The organism is Citrobacter sp. RHBSTW-00029, assembly GCF_014104295.1.
GTDB lineage: Bacteria > Pseudomonadota > Gammaproteobacteria > Enterobacterales > Enterobacteriaceae > Citrobacter > Citrobacter youngae.
The window spans coordinates 2,474,887-2,494,372 of the sequence record NZ_JABXRT010000001.1 but is presented as its reverse complement, the minus strand read 5'-3'; the positions used below and the strand labels follow the sequence as shown (position 1 = coordinate 2,494,372).

Annotated in this window: 15 protein-coding genes and 1 pseudogene; 8 read left to right on the top strand and 8 right to left on the bottom strand. The window is 52.2% G+C overall.

What is annotated here, in order from left to right:
- Positions 1 to 49: 49 nt before the first annotated feature.
- Both HV041_RS12325 and HV041_RS12320 read right to left on the bottom strand, forming a co-directional pair.
- A complete protein-coding gene (locus tag HV041_RS12325) occupies positions 50 to 370 on the bottom strand; it encodes a hypothetical protein (protein ID WP_004197483.1) in 321 nt (106 codons plus the stop codon).
- Positions 371 to 624: 254 nt separating this feature from the next.
- Positions 625 to 1,296: pseudogene (locus tag HV041_RS12320) on the bottom strand (SOS response-associated peptidase).
- A 408-nt stretch (positions 1,297 to 1,704) separates the two neighbouring features.
- On the opposite strand from HV041_RS12320, the gene pepN reads away from it, so the two are divergent.
- A complete protein-coding gene (gene pepN / locus HV041_RS12315) occupies positions 1,705 to 4,317 on the top strand; it encodes an aminopeptidase N (protein ID WP_121584422.1) in 2,613 nt (870 codons plus the stop codon).
- Between the two features lie 71 nt (positions 4,318 to 4,388).
- Here the strand turns inward: pepN and ssuB are convergent, their stop codons facing one another.
- From ssuB to ssuE, 5 genes are read right to left on the bottom strand one after another with little or no spacing between them, the layout of a single operon-like run.
- A complete protein-coding gene (ssuB, locus tag HV041_RS12310; RefSeq protein ID WP_040231817.1) occupies positions 4,389 to 5,156 on the bottom strand; it encodes an aliphatic sulfonates ABC transporter ATP-binding protein in 768 nt (255 codons plus the stop codon).
- Positions 5,153 to 5,944 (bottom strand): aliphatic sulfonate ABC transporter permease SsuC, encoded by a 792-nt coding sequence (gene ssuC / locus HV041_RS12305; protein ID WP_121584423.1) that lies wholly within the window; start codon positions 5,942 to 5,944, stop codon positions 5,153 to 5,155. Before ssuC ends, ssuB begins: the two co-directional genes overlap by 4 nt.
- A gap of 10 nt (positions 5,945 to 5,954) precedes the next feature.
- Positions 5,955 to 7,100: an FMNH2-dependent alkanesulfonate monooxygenase gene (gene ssuD / locus HV041_RS12300; RefSeq protein WP_005123535.1), complete on the bottom strand. Its 1,146-nt coding sequence runs from the start codon at positions 7,098 to 7,100 to the stop codon at positions 5,955 to 5,957.
- A complete protein-coding gene (locus tag HV041_RS12295; RefSeq protein ID WP_005123534.1) occupies positions 7,100 to 8,071 on the bottom strand; it encodes a sulfonate ABC transporter substrate-binding protein in 972 nt (323 codons plus the stop codon). Before HV041_RS12295 ends, ssuD begins: the two co-directional genes overlap by 1 nt.
- A complete protein-coding gene (ssuE, locus tag HV041_RS12290) occupies positions 8,064 to 8,639 on the bottom strand; it encodes an NADPH-dependent FMN reductase (protein WP_121584424.1) in 576 nt (191 codons plus the stop codon). Before ssuE ends, HV041_RS12295 begins: the two co-directional genes overlap by 8 nt.
- Positions 8,640 to 8,882: 243 nt before the next feature.
- On the opposite strand from ssuE, the gene pyrD reads away from it, so the two are divergent.
- Together pyrD and zapC are read left to right on the top strand one after the other, a co-directional pair.
- Entirely contained in the window at positions 8,883 to 9,893 is a 1,011-nt protein-coding gene (pyrD, locus tag HV041_RS12285) for a quinone-dependent dihydroorotate dehydrogenase (protein WP_005123532.1), read from the top strand.
- Between the two features lie 166 nt (positions 9,894 to 10,059).
- Positions 10,060 to 10,602: a cell division protein ZapC gene (gene zapC, locus HV041_RS12280; protein WP_005123531.1), complete on the top strand. Its 543-nt coding sequence runs from the start codon at positions 10,060 to 10,062 to the stop codon at positions 10,600 to 10,602.
- On the opposite strand, the gene HV041_RS12275 is transcribed toward zapC, so the two are convergent.
- On the bottom strand, positions 10,599 to 11,705 hold the full coding sequence (locus HV041_RS12275; protein WP_121584425.1) for a YcbX family protein: 1,107 nt from the start codon (positions 11,703 to 11,705) through the stop codon (positions 10,599 to 10,601). The two genes, zapC and HV041_RS12275, sit on opposite strands and share 4 nt — an antisense overlap.
- A 98-nt stretch (positions 11,706 to 11,803) precedes the next feature.
- On the opposite strand from HV041_RS12275, the gene rlmKL reads away from it, so the two are divergent.
- The 5 genes from rlmKL to pqiC are packed head-to-tail and all read left to right on the top strand — an operon-like array spanning position 11,804 to position 19,305.
- Positions 11,804 to 13,912 carry a bifunctional 23S rRNA (guanine(2069)-N(7))-methyltransferase RlmK/23S rRNA (guanine(2445)-N(2))-methyltransferase RlmL gene (rlmKL, locus tag HV041_RS12270; protein WP_005123528.1) on the top strand — a complete coding sequence of 703 codons (2,109 nt, stop codon included), beginning with the start codon at positions 11,804 to 11,806 and terminating at the stop codon, positions 13,910 to 13,912.
- A 12-nt stretch (positions 13,913 to 13,924) separates the two neighbouring features.
- Complete coding sequence (locus HV041_RS12265) at positions 13,925 to 15,832, top strand: ABC transporter ATP-binding protein (protein ID WP_121584426.1); 1,908 nt, start codon at positions 13,925 to 13,927, stop codon at positions 15,830 to 15,832.
- A gap of 14 nt (positions 15,833 to 15,846) precedes the next feature.
- Positions 15,847 to 17,100, top strand: coding sequence for a membrane integrity-associated transporter subunit PqiA (gene pqiA, locus HV041_RS12260; RefSeq protein ID WP_005123525.1), 1,254 nt, complete (start codon positions 15,847 to 15,849; stop codon positions 17,098 to 17,100).
- 4 nt (positions 17,101 to 17,104) lie between these two features.
- Complete coding sequence (pqiB, locus tag HV041_RS12255; protein WP_005123524.1) at positions 17,105 to 18,745, top strand: intermembrane transport protein PqiB; 1,641 nt, start codon at positions 17,105 to 17,107, stop codon at positions 18,743 to 18,745.
- Positions 18,742 to 19,305 carry a membrane integrity-associated transporter subunit PqiC gene (gene pqiC / locus HV041_RS12250; RefSeq protein WP_040231826.1) on the top strand — a complete coding sequence of 188 codons (564 nt, stop codon included), beginning with the start codon at positions 18,742 to 18,744 and terminating at the stop codon, positions 19,303 to 19,305. Before pqiB ends, pqiC begins: the two co-directional genes overlap by 4 nt.
- The last annotated feature ends 181 nt before the right edge of the window (positions 19,306 to 19,486 follow it).

Sequence of the window (19,486 nt, the reverse complement as noted above, 5' to 3'; positions counted from 1 at the left end):
TCACAACAGCCACCTTAGTTTTATGAAAAATCATAAACCGTAGGAATATTTAAACGCATTTAAACGTCAGGCGAGCAACGCCATTAACAAGTAAGTGTGTATCAATATCAGTTCTGACTTCTTTCATAGATTTATTTTGTACCCTACAGAAATCAGAAGCCTTTTTTGTTGCAGTGCCAATAGCGCCTCGTATACGACCTGCAGCAGGAGCAGCTTCTACCTCAGTGAGGTAGTTCCCATTATCCAGTTTTTTGACATCGGACTGATATGTCAGACCCAGGCCTTGAAACTGTGTTTTATCATTTTGCACAGAGCAACCGCTTAGAAAAGTACCAATTAAAATGGTGGTGGCAATTACTAATGTTTTCATGTAAAGAACAATCCTTATGTATTTGGTTAGTCTCTATTCTACAAACTGAAATACAACATAAATTAAACCAATTGCTATTTATAGATTTGCATACAGCTATCGTATTGAATATTTAGAGAAATAAATCACACTAACCGAAAAACAAGAACATCAGGTGATCTGTTCCATATGATTCAGAACACATCGATGTAAACATGGATCCCTAACTTCCGCTTCTTGCTCAAAGCAGACGTTTTTCCCTGCCGCATCATACATTAACGCATAGTTTCTATTAACTCTGGTCCTTGATTCTTAACATTCCCGACGGCACGCGTCACGGCGTGCCATATAAATTTATCAGCGGGCACGGAACCGTCAGCTACAATCTCCTCCGCTTCTTTCCCTCCAACGTCCTGTCTCATCCATTCGCGAGCAGCATCTGGTGATAGTACCAGTGGCCGCCTGTCGTGAATATCTACCAGTCCTTTGTCGGCAGCAGCCGTCACTATCAGAAATCCTTCTGCTTCATCTCCACGTTCAAATGGTGTGCTGCCGATCGCCGCCATGAATATCGGCTGACCATCGGCCCGGTGAATAAAGTAGGGTTGTTTCTTGTCGCCTTCCTTTTTCCACTCAAACCATCCATCAGCAAAGCAAATTGCGCGACCATGCTGCCAGAGTGGCTTAAACATTCTGCTGGTGGCCGCAGTTTCAGACCGTGCGTTAATGAGCGGCGGTTTATCCCACCAACCGGGGGCATATCCCTAGATGACTGGATCAAGATGCAACTGCTCATCACGTTCGCTAAGAAGCAGAACTTTTGTTCCTGGCGCTACGTTGAATCTTCCGATGGGTTCTGGATCGTATGGAATGTCGCGTTCTGATTCATCAGCGAGAAAGGCGAGGTAGTCTTCACGCGTCATTGACTGTGAAAAACGTCCACACATAGATACCTCCAGTCTTAAGACTGAAAGTATAGGCACTCAATGAATATCTGAGAAGCTAGAGCAATGACGTTTATGGGGCATGCTCGACGGAATTATATAGCTGATTTGTTCTGGAACATGGATGGTTCCTGGTGTTAGCTAAATTCAGCCATGGGGCATGGATGGGGCAAAAGTGGTCTGTGAAGTTCGTTAAAGTTCATTAACTCTGACTTTCATCGATCTCGCTCATCCCTTGTTTTATGCGCTCCTGGACGATCTTTATCGATTTTAAAAACTATGAGTACATATTATAAAAATGTAGCAAAAAGGGCGTTTGTGCCTGAAAAGATGAACATTCTGCGTAGCGTGATTTACGCAACAGGAATAGACTGAAGCCGAGATTCTACCAAAGATGCTAAAGGTTTTTTTATGACACAACAGCCACAAGCCAAATACCGCCACGACTACCGTGCGCCGGATTACCAGATTACTGATATTGACTTGACCTTTGACCTGGATGCTGAAAAAACCGTGGTCACCGCAGTGAGCCAGGCTGTCCGTCATGGCGCACCCGATGCGCCCCTGCGCCTGAATGGCGAAGATCTGACCCTGGTGTCGATCCACGTAAACGACGAGCTGTGGACAGAGTATAAAGAAGAAGAGGGCGCTCTGGTTATCAATCAACTGCCGGAACGTTTTACGCTGCGTATCGTGAACGAAATTAGCCCAGCGGCCAATACCGCGCTGGAAGGACTGTACAAGTCTGGCGAAGCGCTGTGCACCCAGTGCGAAGCAGAAGGTTTCCGCCATATTACCTGGTATCTTGATCGCCCGGACGTGCTGGCGCGCTTTACTACCAAAATTATCGCCGATAAAACGCAATATCCGTTCCTGCTCTCCAACGGTAACCGCGTGGCGCAGGGTGAACTGGAAAATGGTCGTCACTGGGTACAGTGGCAGGATCCATTCCCGAAACCGTGCTATTTATTTGCGCTGGTGGCCGGTGATTTTGACGTCCTGCGCGACACTTTTACTACCCGCTCAGGGCGTGAAGTGGCACTGGAACTGTACGTCGATCGCGGTAACCTTGACCGTGCGCCATGGGCGATGACCTCGCTGAAAAACTCCATGAAATGGGATGAAGAGCGCTTTGGTCTAGAGTATGACCTCGACATCTATATGATTGTCGCTGTGGATTTCTTCAACATGGGCGCGATGGAGAATAAAGGTCTGAACATCTTTAACTCCAAATACGTGCTGGCGCGTACCGATACCGCCACCGACAAAGATTACCTCGATATTGAGCGCGTCATCGGTCACGAATATTTCCACAACTGGACCGGTAACCGTGTCACCTGCCGCGACTGGTTCCAGCTTAGCCTGAAAGAGGGGTTAACCGTGTTCCGCGATCAGGAATTCAGTTCCGATCTTGGCTCACGTGCGGTAAACCGTATCAGCAATGTGCGTACCATGCGCGGCCTGCAGTTTGCTGAGGACGCCAGCCCGATGGCGCATCCTATCCGTCCGGATATGGTCATCGAAATGAACAACTTCTATACCCTGACCGTATATGAGAAGGGTGCGGAAGTGATTCGTATGATCCACACCCTGCTGGGTGAGGCTAACTTCCAGAAAGGGATGCAGCTGTACTTTGAGCGTCACGATGGTAGCGCTGCGACCTGTGATGATTTCGTGCAGGCGATGGAAGATGCGTCGAACGTCGATCTCTCCCATTTCCGCCGCTGGTACAGCCAGTCCGGTACGCCGATTCTGACCGTGCGAGATGACTACAATCCAGCAACGGAACAGTACACACTGACTATCAGCCAGCGTACGCCAGCCACGCCGGATCAGGCTGAAAAGCAGCCCTTGCATATTCCTTTTGCCCTTGAGTTGTATGACAACGAAGGGAAAGTGATCCCGCTACAAAAAGGCGGGCACCCGGTGAATTCCGTACTCAACGTGACCCAGGCAGAGCAGACGTTTGTTTTCGATAACGTCTACTTCCAGCCGGTTCCGGCACTGCTGTGTGAGTTTTCAGCGCCGGTGAAACTGGAATATAAATGGAGCGACCAGCAACTGACCTTCCTGATGCGTCATGCTCGCAATGATTTCTCCCGTTGGGATGCGGCTCAGAGCCTGTTGGCGACCTATATTAAACTGAATGTTGCCCGACATCAGCAGGGACTGCCGCTGTCACTGCCGGTACACGTTGCTGACGCATTCCGGGCGATTCTGCTCGATGAGAAAATCGATCCGGCACTGGCGGCAGAGATCCTGACGCTGCCTTCCGTCAACGAGATTGCTGAGCTATTTGAGATTATCGATCCAGTTGCGATCGCCGAGGTTCGTGAAGCGTTAACCCGCACGCTGGCTGCTGAACTGGCAGATGAATTCCTGGCGATTTATAACGCCAATCATCTCGATGAGTATCGCGTTGAGCATGCTGATATCGGCAAACGTACGCTGCGCAACGCCTGCCTGCGCTTCCTGGCATTTGGCGAAGCCCATCTGGCTGACACGCTGGTAAGCAAGCAGTACCGTGAAGCGAATAACATGACTGATGCGCTGGCGGCGCTGTCTGCGGCGGTCGCAGCACAGTTGCCGTGTCGTGACGCGCTGATGCAGGAATACGACGACAAATGGCATCACGACGGTCTGGTGATGGATAAATGGTTTATCCTGCAATCTACCAGCCCGGCAGATAACGTGTTGGAGACGGTACGCGGCCTGTTGAAGCATCGCTCCTTCAGTATGAGTAACCCGAACCGCATCCGTTCGCTGATCGGTGCCTTTGCGGGCAGCAACCCGGCGGCATTCCATGCGGAAGATGGTAGCGGCTATCAGTTCCTGGTCGACATGTTGACCGAACTGAACAGCCGAAATCCACAGGTGGCATCTCGTTTGATTGAGCCGCTGATTCGTTTAAAACGCTATGATGCCAAACGTCAGGCGAAGATGCGTGCGGCGCTGGAACAGTTGAAAGGTCTGGAGAATCTGTCAGGCGATCTGTTCGAGAAGATAACTAAAGCATTAGCCTGATAATGTCGCCGGATGGGTCCGGCCTACCATTCACGTGTAGGCCGGATAAGCGGTAGCGCCATCCGGCATTTTTAACCATGCCTTCGTAGCTGAACTTCATTTTCGCCGCGTTGCATCACCCGGTTCAACACCTCGGCTTCCAGTTCTGCCAGACGCACCGAACCAATCCGACGCGGTCGTGCAATATCCACCGTTAAATCCAGCCCGATTTTTCCATCCTCAATCAGCAAGACGCGATCGGCCATTGCCACCGCTTCGCTGACATCATGGGTGACCAGAAGTACGGTAAAGCCGTGCTCTTGCCATAAAGAGACGATCAGCTCCTGCATTTCAAGGCGGGTTAAGGCATCCAGTGCGCCGAGGGGTTCATCCAGCAGCAGCAGACCAGGGCGATGAATTAATGCCCGGGCAAGGGCCACGCGCTGTTTTTGTCCGCCAGAAAGCGCTGCGGGCCACTCCTGAGCACGATTCTCCAGTCCAACGGCGGCCAGCGCATCTCGGGCCGCATTGCGCCAGTGACCTTTCAGACCCAGACCGACGTTATCGATAACCGTCTTCCAGGGCAGCAGACGCGCATCCTGAAACATCATACGCGTATCATCCTGAATTTCCGCCAGTGGGGTGGTTCCGGCAAGTAATGCGCCTGAGGTGGGCGACTCCAACCCTGCCAGCAGACGCAGCAACGTGCTTTTACCACCACCGCTGCGGCCAACCACGGCAACGAATTGCCCGGCCTGTATATGCAAATCTAACTGATTGAGCACCGTATTGGCGGCGTATTGTTTCGTCACTGCGCTCAGCACAAGCGGAGTGCCCTGGTTCAGGCGAGCGGTGTTCATACAGTAGCCTCCTTCACATGGTAAGCCGGGTTCCAGCGTAGCCAGATTCGCTCCAGCAGTTGGGCACTGACATCGGCAAGTTTACCCAGCAGGGCGTAGAGAATAATGGCCACCACGACCACATCGGTTTGTAGAAACTCGCGAGCGTTCATCGCCAGGTAGCCAATACCGGCATTGGCTGAAATGGTTTCCGCCACAATGAGCGTCAGCCACATCAGTCCGAGAGCAAAACGCACTCCAACCATAATCGAGGGCAGGGCGCCGGGGAGGATCACATGAATAAACAGTGAAAAACCAGACAACCCATAGCTGCGCGCCATCTCAACCAGCCCGCGGTCAATATTACGGATGCCATGCCAGGTGTTGATGTAAATCGGGAACAGCGTGCCCAGCGCGACGAGAAAGATCCTGGCGGACTCATCAATACCGAACCACAAAATGACCAGTGGGATCAGCGCCAGATGCGGGACGTTACGCAGCATCTGCACCGACGTATCCAGCAGGCGTTCTCCCCAACGCGAAAGGCCGCTGATCAGTCCCAACGTCAGGCCAATCGATCCGCCGATGGAGAATCCGATCAGCGCCCGCCAGGCGCTGATCGCCAGATGCTGCCAAAGTTCGCCGCTGGCGGAAAGCGTCCAGAAGGCTTCGACCACGCCCTCCGGTGAGGGCAGGATGCGGGTGGAGAGCCAGCCCACTGATGATGCGAGCTGCCAGAGCGCCACCAGACCTACCGGTAAAAACCAGGGTGCGAGGCGCAATAACCATCTGTTTTTCGGCGTTGCCATTAGCCGCTCCTTAGCTTTGAGCGACTTTGCGCGGGATGAATTCGTTCGCAACCGCTTCGCCTTGCTGTTGCAGGCGCTGTGGTTGCGGAATTTCGGGTATCGCGACATCCAGATGCGGGAACAGCAGTTCACCAACCTTGTACGCCTCTTCCAGATGCGGATACCCGGACAGCACAAAGCTGTCTATTCCCAGCGCGGCATACTCGTTAATACGCGCTGCGACCGTAGGACCATCTCCGACCAGTGCGGTCCCTGCGCCACCGCGCACCAATCCTACCCCTGCCCACAGGTTCGGGCTAATTTCCAGTTTGTCGCGTTTACCGTTGTGCAGTGCAGCCATTCGCTGCTGACCGACCGAATCCGTTTTTGAGAAGGCGGCCTGGGCTTTGGCGATGGTGTCGTCATCCAGATGGGCTATCAGACGACCTGCGGCCTGCCACGCCTCTTGCGTTGTCTCCCGTACGATCACATGCAGACGAATACCAAAGCGGATCTTGCGGCCGAGCGCCGCCGCTTTGGCTCGTACTTGTTCAATCTTCTGCTTCACCTGTTCAGGCGGTTCACCCCAGGTCAGATAGAGATCAACCTGCCCGGCAGCCAGATCTTGTGCGACGTCAGACGAGCCGCCGAAATAGAGTGGAGGATGCGGCTGCTGGATCGGCGGGAAGAACAGTTTTGCCCCGCGAACATGAATATGTTTGCCGTTGAAATCCACGGTTTCACCTTGCAGTAAGCGTCGCCAGACCTGAGTAAATTCGCCAGAGGCTTCATAGCGCTCGGTGTGATCGAGGAACACGCCGTCACCAGCCAATTCCTGCGGATCGCTGCCGGTCACCAGGTTAAATAACGCCCGACCGTTAGAAAGTCTGTCGAGCGTTGCTGCCTGGCGCGCGGCAACCGTCGGCGAGGTTACACCTGGACGCAGCGCGACCAGAAATTTTAATCGCTGGGTGACCGGGATCATCGAGGCGGCGACCAGCCAGGCATCTTCGCAGGAGCGCCCGGTTGGGATCAACACACCGGTAAATCCCAGACGATCGGCCGTTTGCGCAATTTGTTGCAGATATCCGTGATCGACCGGGCGCGAACCTTCTTCCGTTCCAAGATAATGACCGTCACCGTGGGTGGGTAAAAACCAGAACATGTTCAGACTCATCATTTTTCTCCTGCCTGCTGAGTGGGTTGCCAGATACGCTGGCGAATATCGATTTTTTTCGGCACCAAACGGTTGTCATAAAACAGATCCGCGGTTTGTTGTTGCAGTGCGGCAACAGAGTCGCTGACGGGCGTAATGGTGGTTGGCGGGCGGTGATCCAGATAGGAGGCAATCACTGGCTCAGGCAGGCCCATGGTTTTAGCCAGCAGGGCAATGCTTTGCTGGCGCTGGCTGAGGGTTAACGCATCGGCCTGGCTAAAGGTATTCAGTACGCCAAGAACAAAAGCGCCATTTTTCTCGGCATAAGGACGTGCTGCGAGATAAAACGAACCGGTCTGCTTAAGGTCTGAGCCGTCTTTCAGCACGCGTACATCACCTTGCAATAACGCGGCGGAATAGTAGGGATCCCAGATAGCCCACGCATCAACGTTTCCTTGCTGGAAGGCCGCTCGCGCATCGGCGGGCGTCAGATAAGTCGGTTGAATATCGGTAAATTTCAGCCCGGCCTGTTGCAGTGCACGGAGCAGTAAATTGTGGGCGCTGGACCCTTTCTGGAAAGCGACTTTATGTCCTTTAAGCTGCGCGACGTTCTGGATCGGGCTATTTTTCGGCACCAGAATCACTTCGGCTTTCGGTTTGGGTGGCTCAACGCCCACGTAAACCAGATCGGCTCCGGCAGCCTGGGCGAAAATTGGTGGAATGTCACCCGTACTGCCGAGATCGATACTGCCGATATTTAGCGCCTCCAGCATTTGCGGCCCGGCGGGAAACTCAATCCATGAGATTTTTGTCTGCGGGTAGCGTTTTTCCAGCAGTTGATGGCTTTTTGCCAGCACCATGCTGACGCTCCCTTTCTGATAGCCAATGCGCAGAGTGTCTGGCGCTGCATCTGCGGCGTGAACCAGCGTCGACAAAGAAAGCAGCCCGGTTAGTGCCAGCCACGACCTGTGGCGCTTGAGCAGATTAAGCATGGGCAGTACCCCGCAGGGTATTCAGTTGAGGGAGTTGGATATCACGACGATGCAATGCCAGCCAGAAAGTCTCGAGCGCACTATCCAGGCGCTGCTGCAGGTTGGGCGTAAACTGCGGTTTATGCTGATAATCGATGACCTGCGAATCATCGGCAAATACGCCGTGCAGGATCTCCTGGGCTTTTAACGCACTCAGTACCGGTTTCAGCGCGTAATCGACGGCCAGTAAATGCGCCACGCTGCCGCCGGTCGCCAGCGGCAACACCACTTTTCCTTCCAGCGCTCGCTCGGGGAGCAGATCGAGCAGCGTTTTCAGTGCGCCAGAGTAAGCTGCCTTGTAGACCGGCGTGGCGACAATCAGCCCGTCTGCATCCTGCAATTGTTCGATAAATGTGTTCAGCGCCGGACTGTCGAAACGAGCATAGATCAGGTCTTCCGGGGCAAAATTGTGCAGGTTCCAGTGAAAGATTTCGATATCCTGACCGTGCAGTTTTTCTCGGGCATATTCCAGTAACGCACTGGAGCGAGAAGGAAAGCGAGGGCTCCCCGCCAGAGTGATGACGCGCATAATTTCAATCTCCGCTTATAACTAATTGTTTGCTTTTATTTAACATTAATAACAATTTATGCAGTCTGGCAGAGAGGCTCTGTTTATCGAAATAATTTATGCGGGATAGAAAAGTTGAAAATTGCATAAAACGAGGAGCCGAAAGAAAACGTTTGCTTTTTATTGCCGCAGGTCAATTCCCTTTTTGCTCCCGATCGCACATAATACGCCCCCGGTTTGCACACCGGGAATCCAGGAGAGTTCATGTACTACCCCTTCGTTCGTAAAGCCCTTTTTCAGCTCGATCCAGAGCGCGCTCATGAATTGACATTCCAGCAATTACGTCGCATTACCGGCACGCCGCTTGAAGCGCTTGTGCGCCAGAAGGTACCTGCAAAACCGGTTACCTGTATGGGGCTGACGTTTAAAAATCCGCTCGGGCTTGCTGCCGGACTGGATAAAGACGGGGAGTGTATTGATGCGCTCGGCGCGATGGGATTCGGTTCCATTGAGATTGGTACCGTAACGCCGCGTCCTCAACCGGGTAACGATAAACCGCGTCTGTTCCGTCTGGTTGATGCAGAAGGTTTGATCAACCGTATGGGGTTTAATAACCACGGGGTTGATAACCTGGTCGAGAACGTTAAAAAATCGCATTTTGACGGTATTCTGGGAATTAATATTGGCAAGAATAAAGATACCCCGGTAGAGAATGGCAAAGATGACTATCTGATTTGTATGGAAAAAGTCTATGCTTATGCCGGTTATATCGCGATTAATATCTCTTCACCGAATACGCCGGGATTACGTACGCTGCAATACGGCGAGGCGCTGGACGACCTCCTGGCTGCAATTAAAAATAAGCAAAACGATCTGCAAGCGATCCACCATAAATATGTGCCGGTGGCGGTAAAGATCGCGCCGGATCTTTCTGTGGAAGAACTGATCCAGGTTGCTGACAGTTTAGTTCGGCATAATATTGATGGCGTAATTGCGACTAACACCACGCTCGATCGTTCTCTCGTTCAGGGAATGAAAAATTGCGATCAAATGGGTGGTCTTAGCGGGCGACCATTGCAATTAAAAAGTACAGAAATTATTCGCCAGTTGTCTCAGGAATTAAAAGGTCAACTGCCGATTATCGGAGTTGGTGGTATCGACTCGGTGATTGCCGCGCGGGAAAAAATGGCGGCCGGCGCAACCCTCGTACAGATTTATTCGGGATTTATTTTTAAAGGTCCGCCGTTGATTAAAGAAATCGTCAGCAATATCTGATCTATGCCTTAATCCGACAACCAGGGCTTTATTTCTAGCCCTGGTTGTTTTATATTCCTTTACTGTTGCTTATTTAAACATTCTGAGCTTTTATTATTAGGGCAATAAACGAAGCGGCAAAAGGATACTGTCGTAATGGCGATGATTAAGGAAAGGAGAGAAACTGATGCGAATTAAACCCGACGATAACTGGCGCTGGTATTATGATGAAGAGCACGATCGAATGATGCTCGATTTAGCCAATGGCATGTTATTCCGCTCGCGTTTTGCGCGTAAAATGCTCACTCCTGATGCTTTTTCTCCGTCTGGTTTTTGTGTCGATGACGCTGCGCTTTATTTCTCCTTCGAAGAAAAATGCCGTTACCTGGATTTAGCTAAAGAACAAAAAGCGGAACTGGTGCTAAATGCGCTGGTGGCTATTCGGTATCTTAAACCGCAAATGCCAAAAAGCTGGCACTTTGTCGCGCACGGCGAGAACTGGTCGCCAGTGGTCGGCGACGCTGCCTGTGTTTATTTGAGCGATACTGAAGAACAGGTAAATCTGTTAGTGGTAGAGCCGGGTGAAAATGCCGCACTGTGTTTGCTTGCGCAGCCGGGAGTGGTCATTGCCGGTCGCACCATGCAACTTGGCGATGCGATTAAAATCATGAATGACAGACTGAAACCGCAGGCAATTGTCGACAGTTTCAGCCTTGAGCAGGCGGTCTAACTTTCCAGTCTGATTGCCGTTTTGGGTACACAACTGCAGCACAGAATCGTTCCGTCATCACCAATCGCTGATTTTTTCAGCGGGCTAACTTCGCCTTCTACCAGTCGAATTCGACAGCATCCGCAAATTCCTGCCCGGCATGAATAGGGAACCCGAATTCCCTGGTTTTCCAGCTGTTCAAGCAATACCTGCTGATTATTGCCACGAAAGGTCTGCCCCTGCCAGTCAATCAGTACCGTGGCATCGGGCTGCTGCTCGGCGACGGTATCATCAGATTCCGCTGCGCCGTATGCTCTGGCGGGGCCGGTTGCTAAAATTTCGACTTCATCGCCAACGCGAATCACGCCGCTGTTACGGGCGATGAGATTCTGGCCGAAATCAACATCGCCGTTATCCGCCGCCGTGCGGAAAGTTTGCAGCGTGGCGAGCGGCTCGCCAGACGGATGTTTCTGGCCTTTCTCTGGGCTGACGGTGGTGAATATGCAGCGGCTACAGGGTTTTGCCACATCAAAAATGACGTCGCCAATGCGAATCACTTTCCAGGTATCTTCTTCCCAGGCGCCAGCACCTGAAATCACCAGATTAGGGCGAAACTGTTCCATTTTGACGCTTGCCGGGCAGCGTTGCTGCAGATCGCGCAGCGACGCTTCGTTGGTCAGCAGGTAGGGATAACCGTCGGCGAAGGATAAAGGAACATCATCGTGGCGCTTCACCCGGCGCGTCAATTGTGGGCCAACCCAGCGCAACTGCACGTCACGGGAGAAAAAGCCGCTCAGCCATTGGTTGATAGCGGCTGGCGCGATACGCGCGGTAAAATGGTTTCCCCACACTTCTGTCGGCGCATCCTGGGTGGCGAAGTCGGCGAATCGCACCAGCGCGCTGCTACCGTCTGGTGCCGTAAGATGCAGTCCATCGTGAAAAGGGGAAGGGGTAAAGCGGACCATTTGCGGGAACTGTCGGGCGGTAATAAACGTTCCGTCAGGTTCGGTAATCATAAATATACGGTCAAAGGCGAGACCGCTGACGTCTGCCAGGGCGTGCGTGAGTCCAATTCCACGCATAGATTTAACCGGATGAATAAAAAGTCGGGTCAACGTTACCACTGTACAGCCCCTTGAACGAAAATAAGCCTTCAACTTTATGACATACAGCCCATATTAGCTATAATGCGCAGCAATTTTCTCGGAGTAAAAGTGACATTATGAATTCTCTGTTTGCCAGTACGGCCCGTGGGCTGGAAGAGCTGTTAAAAACTGAACTGGAAAACCTCGGCGCGCTGGAGTGCCAGGTCGTTCAGGGTGGGGTCCATTTTAAGGGCGACACGCGGCTTGTTTACCAGAGCCTGATGTGGAGCCGCCTGGCCTCGCGCATTATCCTGCCGATGGGAGAGTGCAAGGTCTACAGCGATCTTGATCTGTACCTCGGCGTTCAGGCAATCGACTGGACAGAGATATTTAATCCTGGTGCCACCTTTGCCGTGCATTTTAGCGGGCTGAACGAGACGATTCGTAATAGCCAGTATGGTGCACTGAAAGTAAAGGATGCGATTGTCGATGCCTTTACCCGTAAAAACCTGCCGCGTCCGAACGTAGATCGTGAATCACCCGATCTGCGCATTAACGTTTGGCTGAATAAAGATACCGCCAGTATTGCACTCGATCTTAGCGGTGACGGTTTGCATCAGCGTGGTTATCGCGATCGCGCTGGTCAGGCGCCGATCAAAGAGACGCTGGCTGCGGCTATCGTTATGCGTTCTGGCTGGCAGCCGGGTACGCCGCTGCTCGATCCGATGTGTGGTTCCGGTACGTTGCTGATTGAAGCAGCAATGTGGGCAACCGATCGCGCGCCGGGCCTGCACCGCGGGTACTGGGGCTTCAGTGGTTGGGCGCAGCACGATGAAGTCGTCTGGCAAGAAGTCAAAGCCGAAGCGCAGGTTCGTGCGCGTAAAGGGCTGGCTGATTACTCCTCGCATTTCTACGGCTCCGACAGCGATGCTCGGGTGATTGAAAAAGCGCGCAGTAACGCCCGCCGCGCCGGTATTGCCGATCTGATGACGTTTGAGGTTAAAGATGTCGCCAAACTGAGCAATCCGCTGCCGAAAGGACCGTATGGTACGGTTATCAGCAACCCGCCATACGGCGAACGTCTGGATAGCGAACCGGCGCTGATAGCCCTGCACAGCCTGCTGGGTCGGACGATGAAAAACCAGTTTGGCGGCTGGAATTTATCGCTGTTCAGCGCCTCGCCGGATCTGCTCAGCAGCCTGCAATTACGCGCAGATAAGCAGTTCAAAGCAAAAAACGGCCCGCTGGACTGCGTACAGAAGAACTATCACGTTGCAGAGACCACCGCAGACAGCAAACCTGCCACGGTGGCGGAAGATTATGCTAACCGCCTGCGCAAGAACATCAAGAAGCTGGAAAAATGGGCGCGCCAGGAAGGCATTGAATGCTATCGCCTGTATGACGCTGACCTGCCGGAATACAACGTTGCAGTGGACCGCTATGGTGAGTGGGTCGTGGTTCAGGAATATGCGCCGCCGAAGACGGTTGATGCGCAAAAAGCACGTCAACGCCTGTTCGACATTATCGCCGCAACGCTGTCGGTACTGGAAATTGCGCCAAATAAACTGGTGCTGAAAACCCGTGAACGGCAGAAAGGGAAGAATCAGTATCAGAAGATGAATGAGAAGGGTGAATTCATTGAGGTAAGCGAGTACAACGCGCGCCTGTGGGTCAACCTGACAGACTATCTTGATACCGGTTTGTTCCTCGATCACCGTATTGCGCGCCGCATGCTCGGTCAGATGAGCAAGGGTAAGGATTTCCTTAACCTGTTCTCCTACACCGGCAGCGCCAGCGTACATGCGGGATTGGGCGGTGCGCGTAGCACCACGACGGTTGATATGTCGCGTACCTACCTGGAATGGGCGGAACGTAACCTGCGTCTGAACGGCCTGAGCGGTCGCGCGCACCGTTTAATTCAGGCCGATTGCCTGGGCTGGCTGCGCGAAGCCAATGAACAGTTTGATCTGATTTTCATCGATCCGCCGACGTTCTCTAACTCAAAACGTATGGAAGACTCGTTTGACGTGCAGCGCGATCATCTGGCGCTGATGAAAGATCTGAAACGCCTGCTGCGTAAAGACGGCACGATTATGTTCTCCAACAACAAACGTGGATTCCGTATGGACCTCGACGGTCTGGCTGAACTGGGATTGAAAGCACAAGAAATTACCCAAAAAACGCTTTCCCAGGACTTTGCCCGTAACCGTCAGATCCACAACTGCTGGCTGATTACCGCAGCCTGAAAGGAAAAATAAATGTCATTGATCAGTATGCATGGCGCATGGCTGTCGTTCAGCGATTCGCCACTTCTTGATAATGCAGAATTGCATATCGAGGATAACGAACGCGTCTGTCTGGTAGGCCGTAACGGCGCGGGAAAATCGACGCTGATGAAGATCCTGAACCGTGAGCAGGGTCTTGACGATGGGCGTATTATTTATGAGCAGGATCTGGTTGTGGCGCGTCTGCAGCAGGATCCGCCGCGCAACGTGCAGGGTAGCGTCTACGATTTCGTCGCCGAAGGGATTGCAGAACAGGCGGTTTACCTCAAGCGTTATCATGATATCTCGCATCTGGTGATCACCGACCCGAGTGATAAAAACCTCCAGGAACTGGCGAAGGTTCAGGAACAGCTGGATCACCATAATCTGTGGCAGCTGGAAAACCGTATTAATGAAGTACTGGAACAGCTTGGCCTGGAAGCAGACATGGAGCTGGCATCGCTTTCCGGCGGCTGGTTACGTAAGGCGGCGCTGGGTCGCGCGTTAGTGAGTAACCCGCGCGTACTGCTGCTGGATGAACCGACGAACCACCTGGATATTGAAACCATCGACTGGCTGGAAGGGTTCCTGAAAACCTTCAATGGGACAATCATTTTCATCTCCCACGACCGTTCATTTATCCGCAATATGGCGACGCGCATTGTCGATCTCGACCGCGGTAAGCTGGTGACCTATCCCGGGAACTACGATCAGTATCTGCTGGATAAAGAAGAAGCGTTGCGCGTAGAAGAGTTACAAAACGCGGAATTTGATCGCAAGTTGGCGCAGGAAGAAGTCTGGATCCGTCAGGGTATCAAAGCGCGTCGTACGCGTAACGAAGGTCGTGTGCGTGCGCTGAAAGCCATGCGTCGCGAGCGTGGCGAACGTCGCGAAGTGATGGGCACAGCGAAGATGCAGGTCGAAGAGGCTAGCCGTTCTGGCAAGATTGTCTTCGAAATGGAGAATGTTGATTACCAGGTTGACGGAAAGCAGCTGGTGAAAGATTTCTCCGCGCAGGTGCAGCGCAGCGATAAAATTGCCTTAATTGGGCCTAACGGCTGCGGCAAAACGACGCTGCTTAAGCTGATGCTGGGACAATTACAGGCCGACAGTGGTCGCATTCACGTCGGGACGAAGCTGGAAGTTGCCTATTTCGATCAGCACCGCGCCGAACTGGATCCGGATAAAACCGTGATGGACAACCTTGCTGAAGGTAAGCAAGAGGTGATGGTTAACGGCAAACCTCGCCATGTTCTGGGCTATCTCCAGGACTTCCTGTTCCATCCGAAACGTGCGATGACGCCAGTACGTGCGCTCTCTGGCGGGGAACGCAATCGCCTGCTGTTGGCGCGTTTATTCCTGAAGCCCAGCAATCTGTTAATTCTCGATGAACCAACCAACGATCTGGACGTCGAAACGCTGGAACTGCTTGAAGAATTAATTGATAGCTATCAGGGCACCGTGCTGTTGGTGAGCCACGACCGTCAGTTTGTTGATAATACCGTGACCGAATGCTGGATCTTCGAAGGCGGCGGTAAAATTGGTCGTTATGTCGGCGGTTATCATGATGCGCGCAGCCAGCAATCGCAGTATGTGGCGTTTAAACAGCCAGTTGCGAAAAAAACAGAGGAAACTGTTGCCCCTAAAGCAGAAATTGTCAAACGCGGCACGAGCAAACTAAGCTATAAACTGCAGCGCGAACTGGAGCAGCTCCCCGCGTTGCTTGAAGAACTGGAAGCTAAGCTGGAAACCTTACAGGCTCAGGTTGCTGACGCCGCGTTTTTTAGTCAGCCGCACGAGCAAACGCAACAGGTGTTAGCTAATCTGAACGAAGCGGAACAAGAACTTGAGCAAGCCTTTGAGCGCTGGGAGTATCTTGAGTCTTTGAAGAATGGCGCATAATTAAAGGAGCACATATGTGCGAACATCACCATGCCGCGAAGCATATTTTGTGCTCGCAGTGTGACATGCTGGTGGCGTTACCTCGCCTTGAGCATGGTCAGAAAGCGGCATGTCCACGATGTGGCACTACGTTAACCGTTGAGTGGGACGCGCCCCGGCAGCGTCCCACTGCCTATGTTTTAGCCGCATTATTTATGCTGCTGCTGTCAAATCTCTTCCCCTTTGTGAATATGAACGTCGCAGGGGTGAGTAGTGAAGTGACGCTGCTGCAAATCCCCAGCGTGCTCTTTTCTGAAGATTACGCCAGTCTCGGCACCTTCTTTATCTTATTCGTTCAGCTGGTTCCGGCCTTTTGTCTGCTGACGATCCTGCTACTGGTAAACCGGGTTCAGATGCCCGAGCGGCTTAAAGCATGGCTGGCGCGCATTTTGTTTCAGTTAAAAAGCTGGGGAATGGCGGAAATTTTCCTCGCGGGCGTGCTGGTGAGCTTTGTTAAGCTGATGGCCTATGGCGATATCGGTGTGGGCAGTAGTTTCATCCCGTGGTGCTTCTTTTGTCTTCTCCAGTTACGTGCATTCCAGTGTGTCGATCGTCGCTGGCTTTGGGATGATATTGCGCCGATGCCGGCTATCAAACAGGTCTTAAAGCCAGGTGTACCCGGTATCCGGCAAGGATTGCGTTCCTGCTCCTGTTGTACGGCTATTCTTCCGGCTGATGAGCTGGTGTGTCCGCGCTGTCAGACGAAAGGTTATGTGCGGCGTAAAAACAGTTTGCAATGGACATTAGCCTTACTGTTCACGTCGATCATGCTTTATCTTCCTGCCAATATTCTGCCGATTATGATCACCGACCTGCTGGGGTCAAAATTGCCATCGACGATCCTTGAGGGGGTGGTTTTAATCTGGAGTGAAGGTTCTTACCCGGTGGCAGCGGTTATCTTTATCGCCAGTATTATGGTGCCGACATTAAAAATGATCGCCATTGCCTGGCTGTGTTGGGATGCCAAAGGGCACGGTAAACGCGACAGTGAACGGATGCATTTAATTTATGAGGTTGTGGAATTTGTCGGTCGCTGGTCAATGATCGACGTTTTTGTAATTGCCGTACTCTCTGCGCTGGTGCGCATGGGGGGATTAATGAACATTTATCCTGCAATGGGTGCTTTGATGTTTGCTTTAGTCGTCATTATGACAATGTTTTCTGCGATGACATTTGATCCGCGTCTGTCGTGGGACCGTGAACCAGAACCAGATCATGAGGAGTCCTGACAGCATGGAATCTAAAAGTGGGGAAGCCAAAGTGCAGAAGGTAAAAAACTGGTCGCCCGTGTGGATATTCCCTATCGTCACTGCACTCATTGGCGCGTGGGTTCTGTTTTACCACTACAGCCATCAGGGGCCGGAAGTCACGTTGATTACGACCAATGCCGAAGGTATTGAAGGAGGTAAAACGACGATTAAAAGCCGCAGCGTAGATGTCGGCGTGGTTGAAAGCGCTACTCTGACGGATGATTTGACCCATGTGGAAATTAAAGCACGCCTCAATTCCGGTATGGAAAAGCTGCTGCATAAAGATTCTGTTTTTTGGGTTGTGAAGCCGCAGGTGGGGCGTGCAGGTATCAGTGGCTTGGGAACGCTGTTGTCCGGGGCATATATTGAGCTACAACCTGGTAATAAAGGCAGCAAGCTGGAAAATTACCAATTGCTCGATTCTCCACCGCTGGCGCCGCCTGATGCGAAAGGGATCCGTGTGAACCTGGACAGTAAAAAAGCCGGTCAATTGAGTCCGGGTGACCCGGTGCTGTTCCGTGGATATCGCGTGGGCTCGGTTGAGACCAGCACGTTTGATGCGCAAAAACGCACGATCAGCTACCAGCTTTTCATCAATGCGCCAAACGATCGACTGGTAACCAGTAATGTTCGTTTCTGGAAGGACAGCGGTATTGCCGTCGATCTCACTTCGGCAGGTATGCGAGTGGAAATGGGCTCGCTCACCACGCTGTTTGGCGGCGGAGTAAGCTTTGACGTACCGGAAGGGCTGGAACAAGGCCAACCGGTTGAACAGCTCTCCTCTTTCAATCTGTATGACGATCAAAAAAGTATTCAGGATTCCTTGTATACCGATCACATTGATTACCTGATGTTCTTCAAGGATTCAATTCGTGGTCTGCAGCCGGGAGCGCCGTTGGAGTTCCGTGGTATACGCCTGGGTACAGTAAGTAAAGTGCCTTTCTTTGCGCCAAATATGCGCCAGGTATTTAACAACGATTACCGCATTCCTGTTCTGGTGCGTATCGAACCTGAACGGTTGAAAGCGCAGTTAGGCGAAGACACCGATGTGGGGGCTCATCTTGCTGAGTTGCTCAAACGTGGGCTGAGAGGGTCATTGAAGACGGGGAACCTGGTGACCGGCGCGCTGTATGTCGATCTCGACTTTTACCCGAAAGAGCCGCCAATTACAGGGGTACGCGAGTTTAATGGTTATCAAATTATTCCGACAGTGAGCGGCGGTCTGGCGCAGATTCAGCAGCGTCTGATGGAAGCGTTGGATAAGATTAATAGCCTACCGCTGAACCCGATGATTGAGCAGGCGACCACGACTCTGTCGGAAAGCCAGCGCACGATGAAACACCTGCAAACTACGCTGGATAACATGAATAAGATCACATCCAGCCAGTCGATGCAGCAGCTTCCTGCGGATATGCAGAATACGTTGCGTGAACTGAATCGCAGCATGCAGGGCTTCCAGCCGGGTTCTGCGGCCTACAACAAGATGGTGGCAGATATGCAGCGTCTTGATCAGGTACTGCGTGAACTGCAGCCGGTTCTGAAAACGCTGAACGACAAGAGCAACGCGCTGGTGTTTGAAGCGAAGGACAAAAAAGATCCAGAGCCGAAGAGGGCGAAACAATGAAAAAGTGGCTAGTGGTGATGATGGCGGTCTGGCTGACGTCATGTAGCTCCAGCGGAGAGAATAAAAGCTATTATCAGCTCCCCATTGCGCAAGGGGGGGGACAAAGTTCAGCTAATCAGGGCAACCGCCTGCTGTGGGTTGAACAGGTTGCCGTACCTGATTACCTGGCGGGGAATGGTGTGGTGTACCAGACCAGCGACGTGAAGTATGTGATAGCGAATAACAATCTCTGGGCCAGCCCACTGGATCAGCAGTTACGTAATACCCTTGTCGCTAATCTCAGTATGCAACTTCCTGGCTGGGTGGTTGCATCTCAGCCGTTGGGAAGCACTCAGGATACGCTTAACGTGACGGTGACAGGCTTTCACGGACGTTACGATGGCAAAGTGATTGTCAGCGGTGAATGGTTGCTGAATCACCAGGGGCAATTAATCAAGCGTCCGTTCCATATCGAAGTTGTGCAGACGCAGGATGGCTACGATGAAATGGTGAAAGTTCTGGCCAGCGCCTGGAGTCAGGAAGCGACGGCTATTGCCCAGGAGCTGAAACGTATTCCATAAGCTTAAGTAATTGTAAATTATGCCGCCTCAGGCTTATCGCCAGAGGCGGTTTTTTTTATTTTTTTAGCGGTTGAGGTAGCTGTTCTGACAGAGAATTTTTGTACAAATGATTTACCAGCTAGCTCACAATTATGACACTGGCGTGAATTTTGCGCATTGACGAGCCTGATGTTTAGGGGTA

Coding starts and splice junctions, on each gene's coding strand:
- HV041_RS12325 (WP_004197483.1), bottom strand. CDS start 370: ATGAAAACATTAGTAATTGCCACCACCATTTTAATTGGTACTTTTCTA.
- pepN (WP_121584422.1), top strand. CDS start 1,705: ATGACACAACAGCCACAAGCCAAATACCGCCACGACTACCGTGCGCCG.
- ssuB (WP_040231817.1), bottom strand. CDS start 5,156: ATGAACACCGCTCGCCTGAACCAGGGCACTCCGCTTGTGCTGAGCGCA.
- ssuC (WP_121584423.1), bottom strand. CDS start 5,944: ATGGCAACGCCGAAAAACAGATGGTTATTGCGCCTCGCACCCTGGTTT.
- ssuD (WP_005123535.1), bottom strand. CDS start 7,100: ATGAGTCTGAACATGTTCTGGTTTTTACCCACCCACGGTGACGGTCAT.
- HV041_RS12295 (WP_005123534.1), bottom strand. CDS start 8,071: ATGCTTAATCTGCTCAAGCGCCACAGGTCGTGGCTGGCACTAACCGGG.
- ssuE (WP_121584424.1), bottom strand. CDS start 8,639: ATGCGCGTCATCACTCTGGCGGGGAGCCCTCGCTTTCCTTCTCGCTCC.
- pyrD (WP_005123532.1), top strand. CDS start 8,883: ATGTACTACCCCTTCGTTCGTAAAGCCCTTTTTCAGCTCGATCCAGAG.
- zapC (WP_005123531.1), top strand. CDS start 10,060: ATGCGAATTAAACCCGACGATAACTGGCGCTGGTATTATGATGAAGAG.
- rlmKL (WP_005123528.1), top strand. CDS start 11,804: ATGAATTCTCTGTTTGCCAGTACGGCCCGTGGGCTGGAAGAGCTGTTA.
- HV041_RS12265 (WP_121584426.1), top strand. CDS start 13,925: ATGTCATTGATCAGTATGCATGGCGCATGGCTGTCGTTCAGCGATTCG.
- pqiA (WP_005123525.1), top strand. CDS start 15,847: ATGTGCGAACATCACCATGCCGCGAAGCATATTTTGTGCTCGCAGTGT.
- pqiB (WP_005123524.1), top strand. CDS start 17,105: ATGGAATCTAAAAGTGGGGAAGCCAAAGTGCAGAAGGTAAAAAACTGG.
- pqiC (WP_040231826.1), top strand. CDS start 18,742: ATGAAAAAGTGGCTAGTGGTGATGATGGCGGTCTGGCTGACGTCATGT.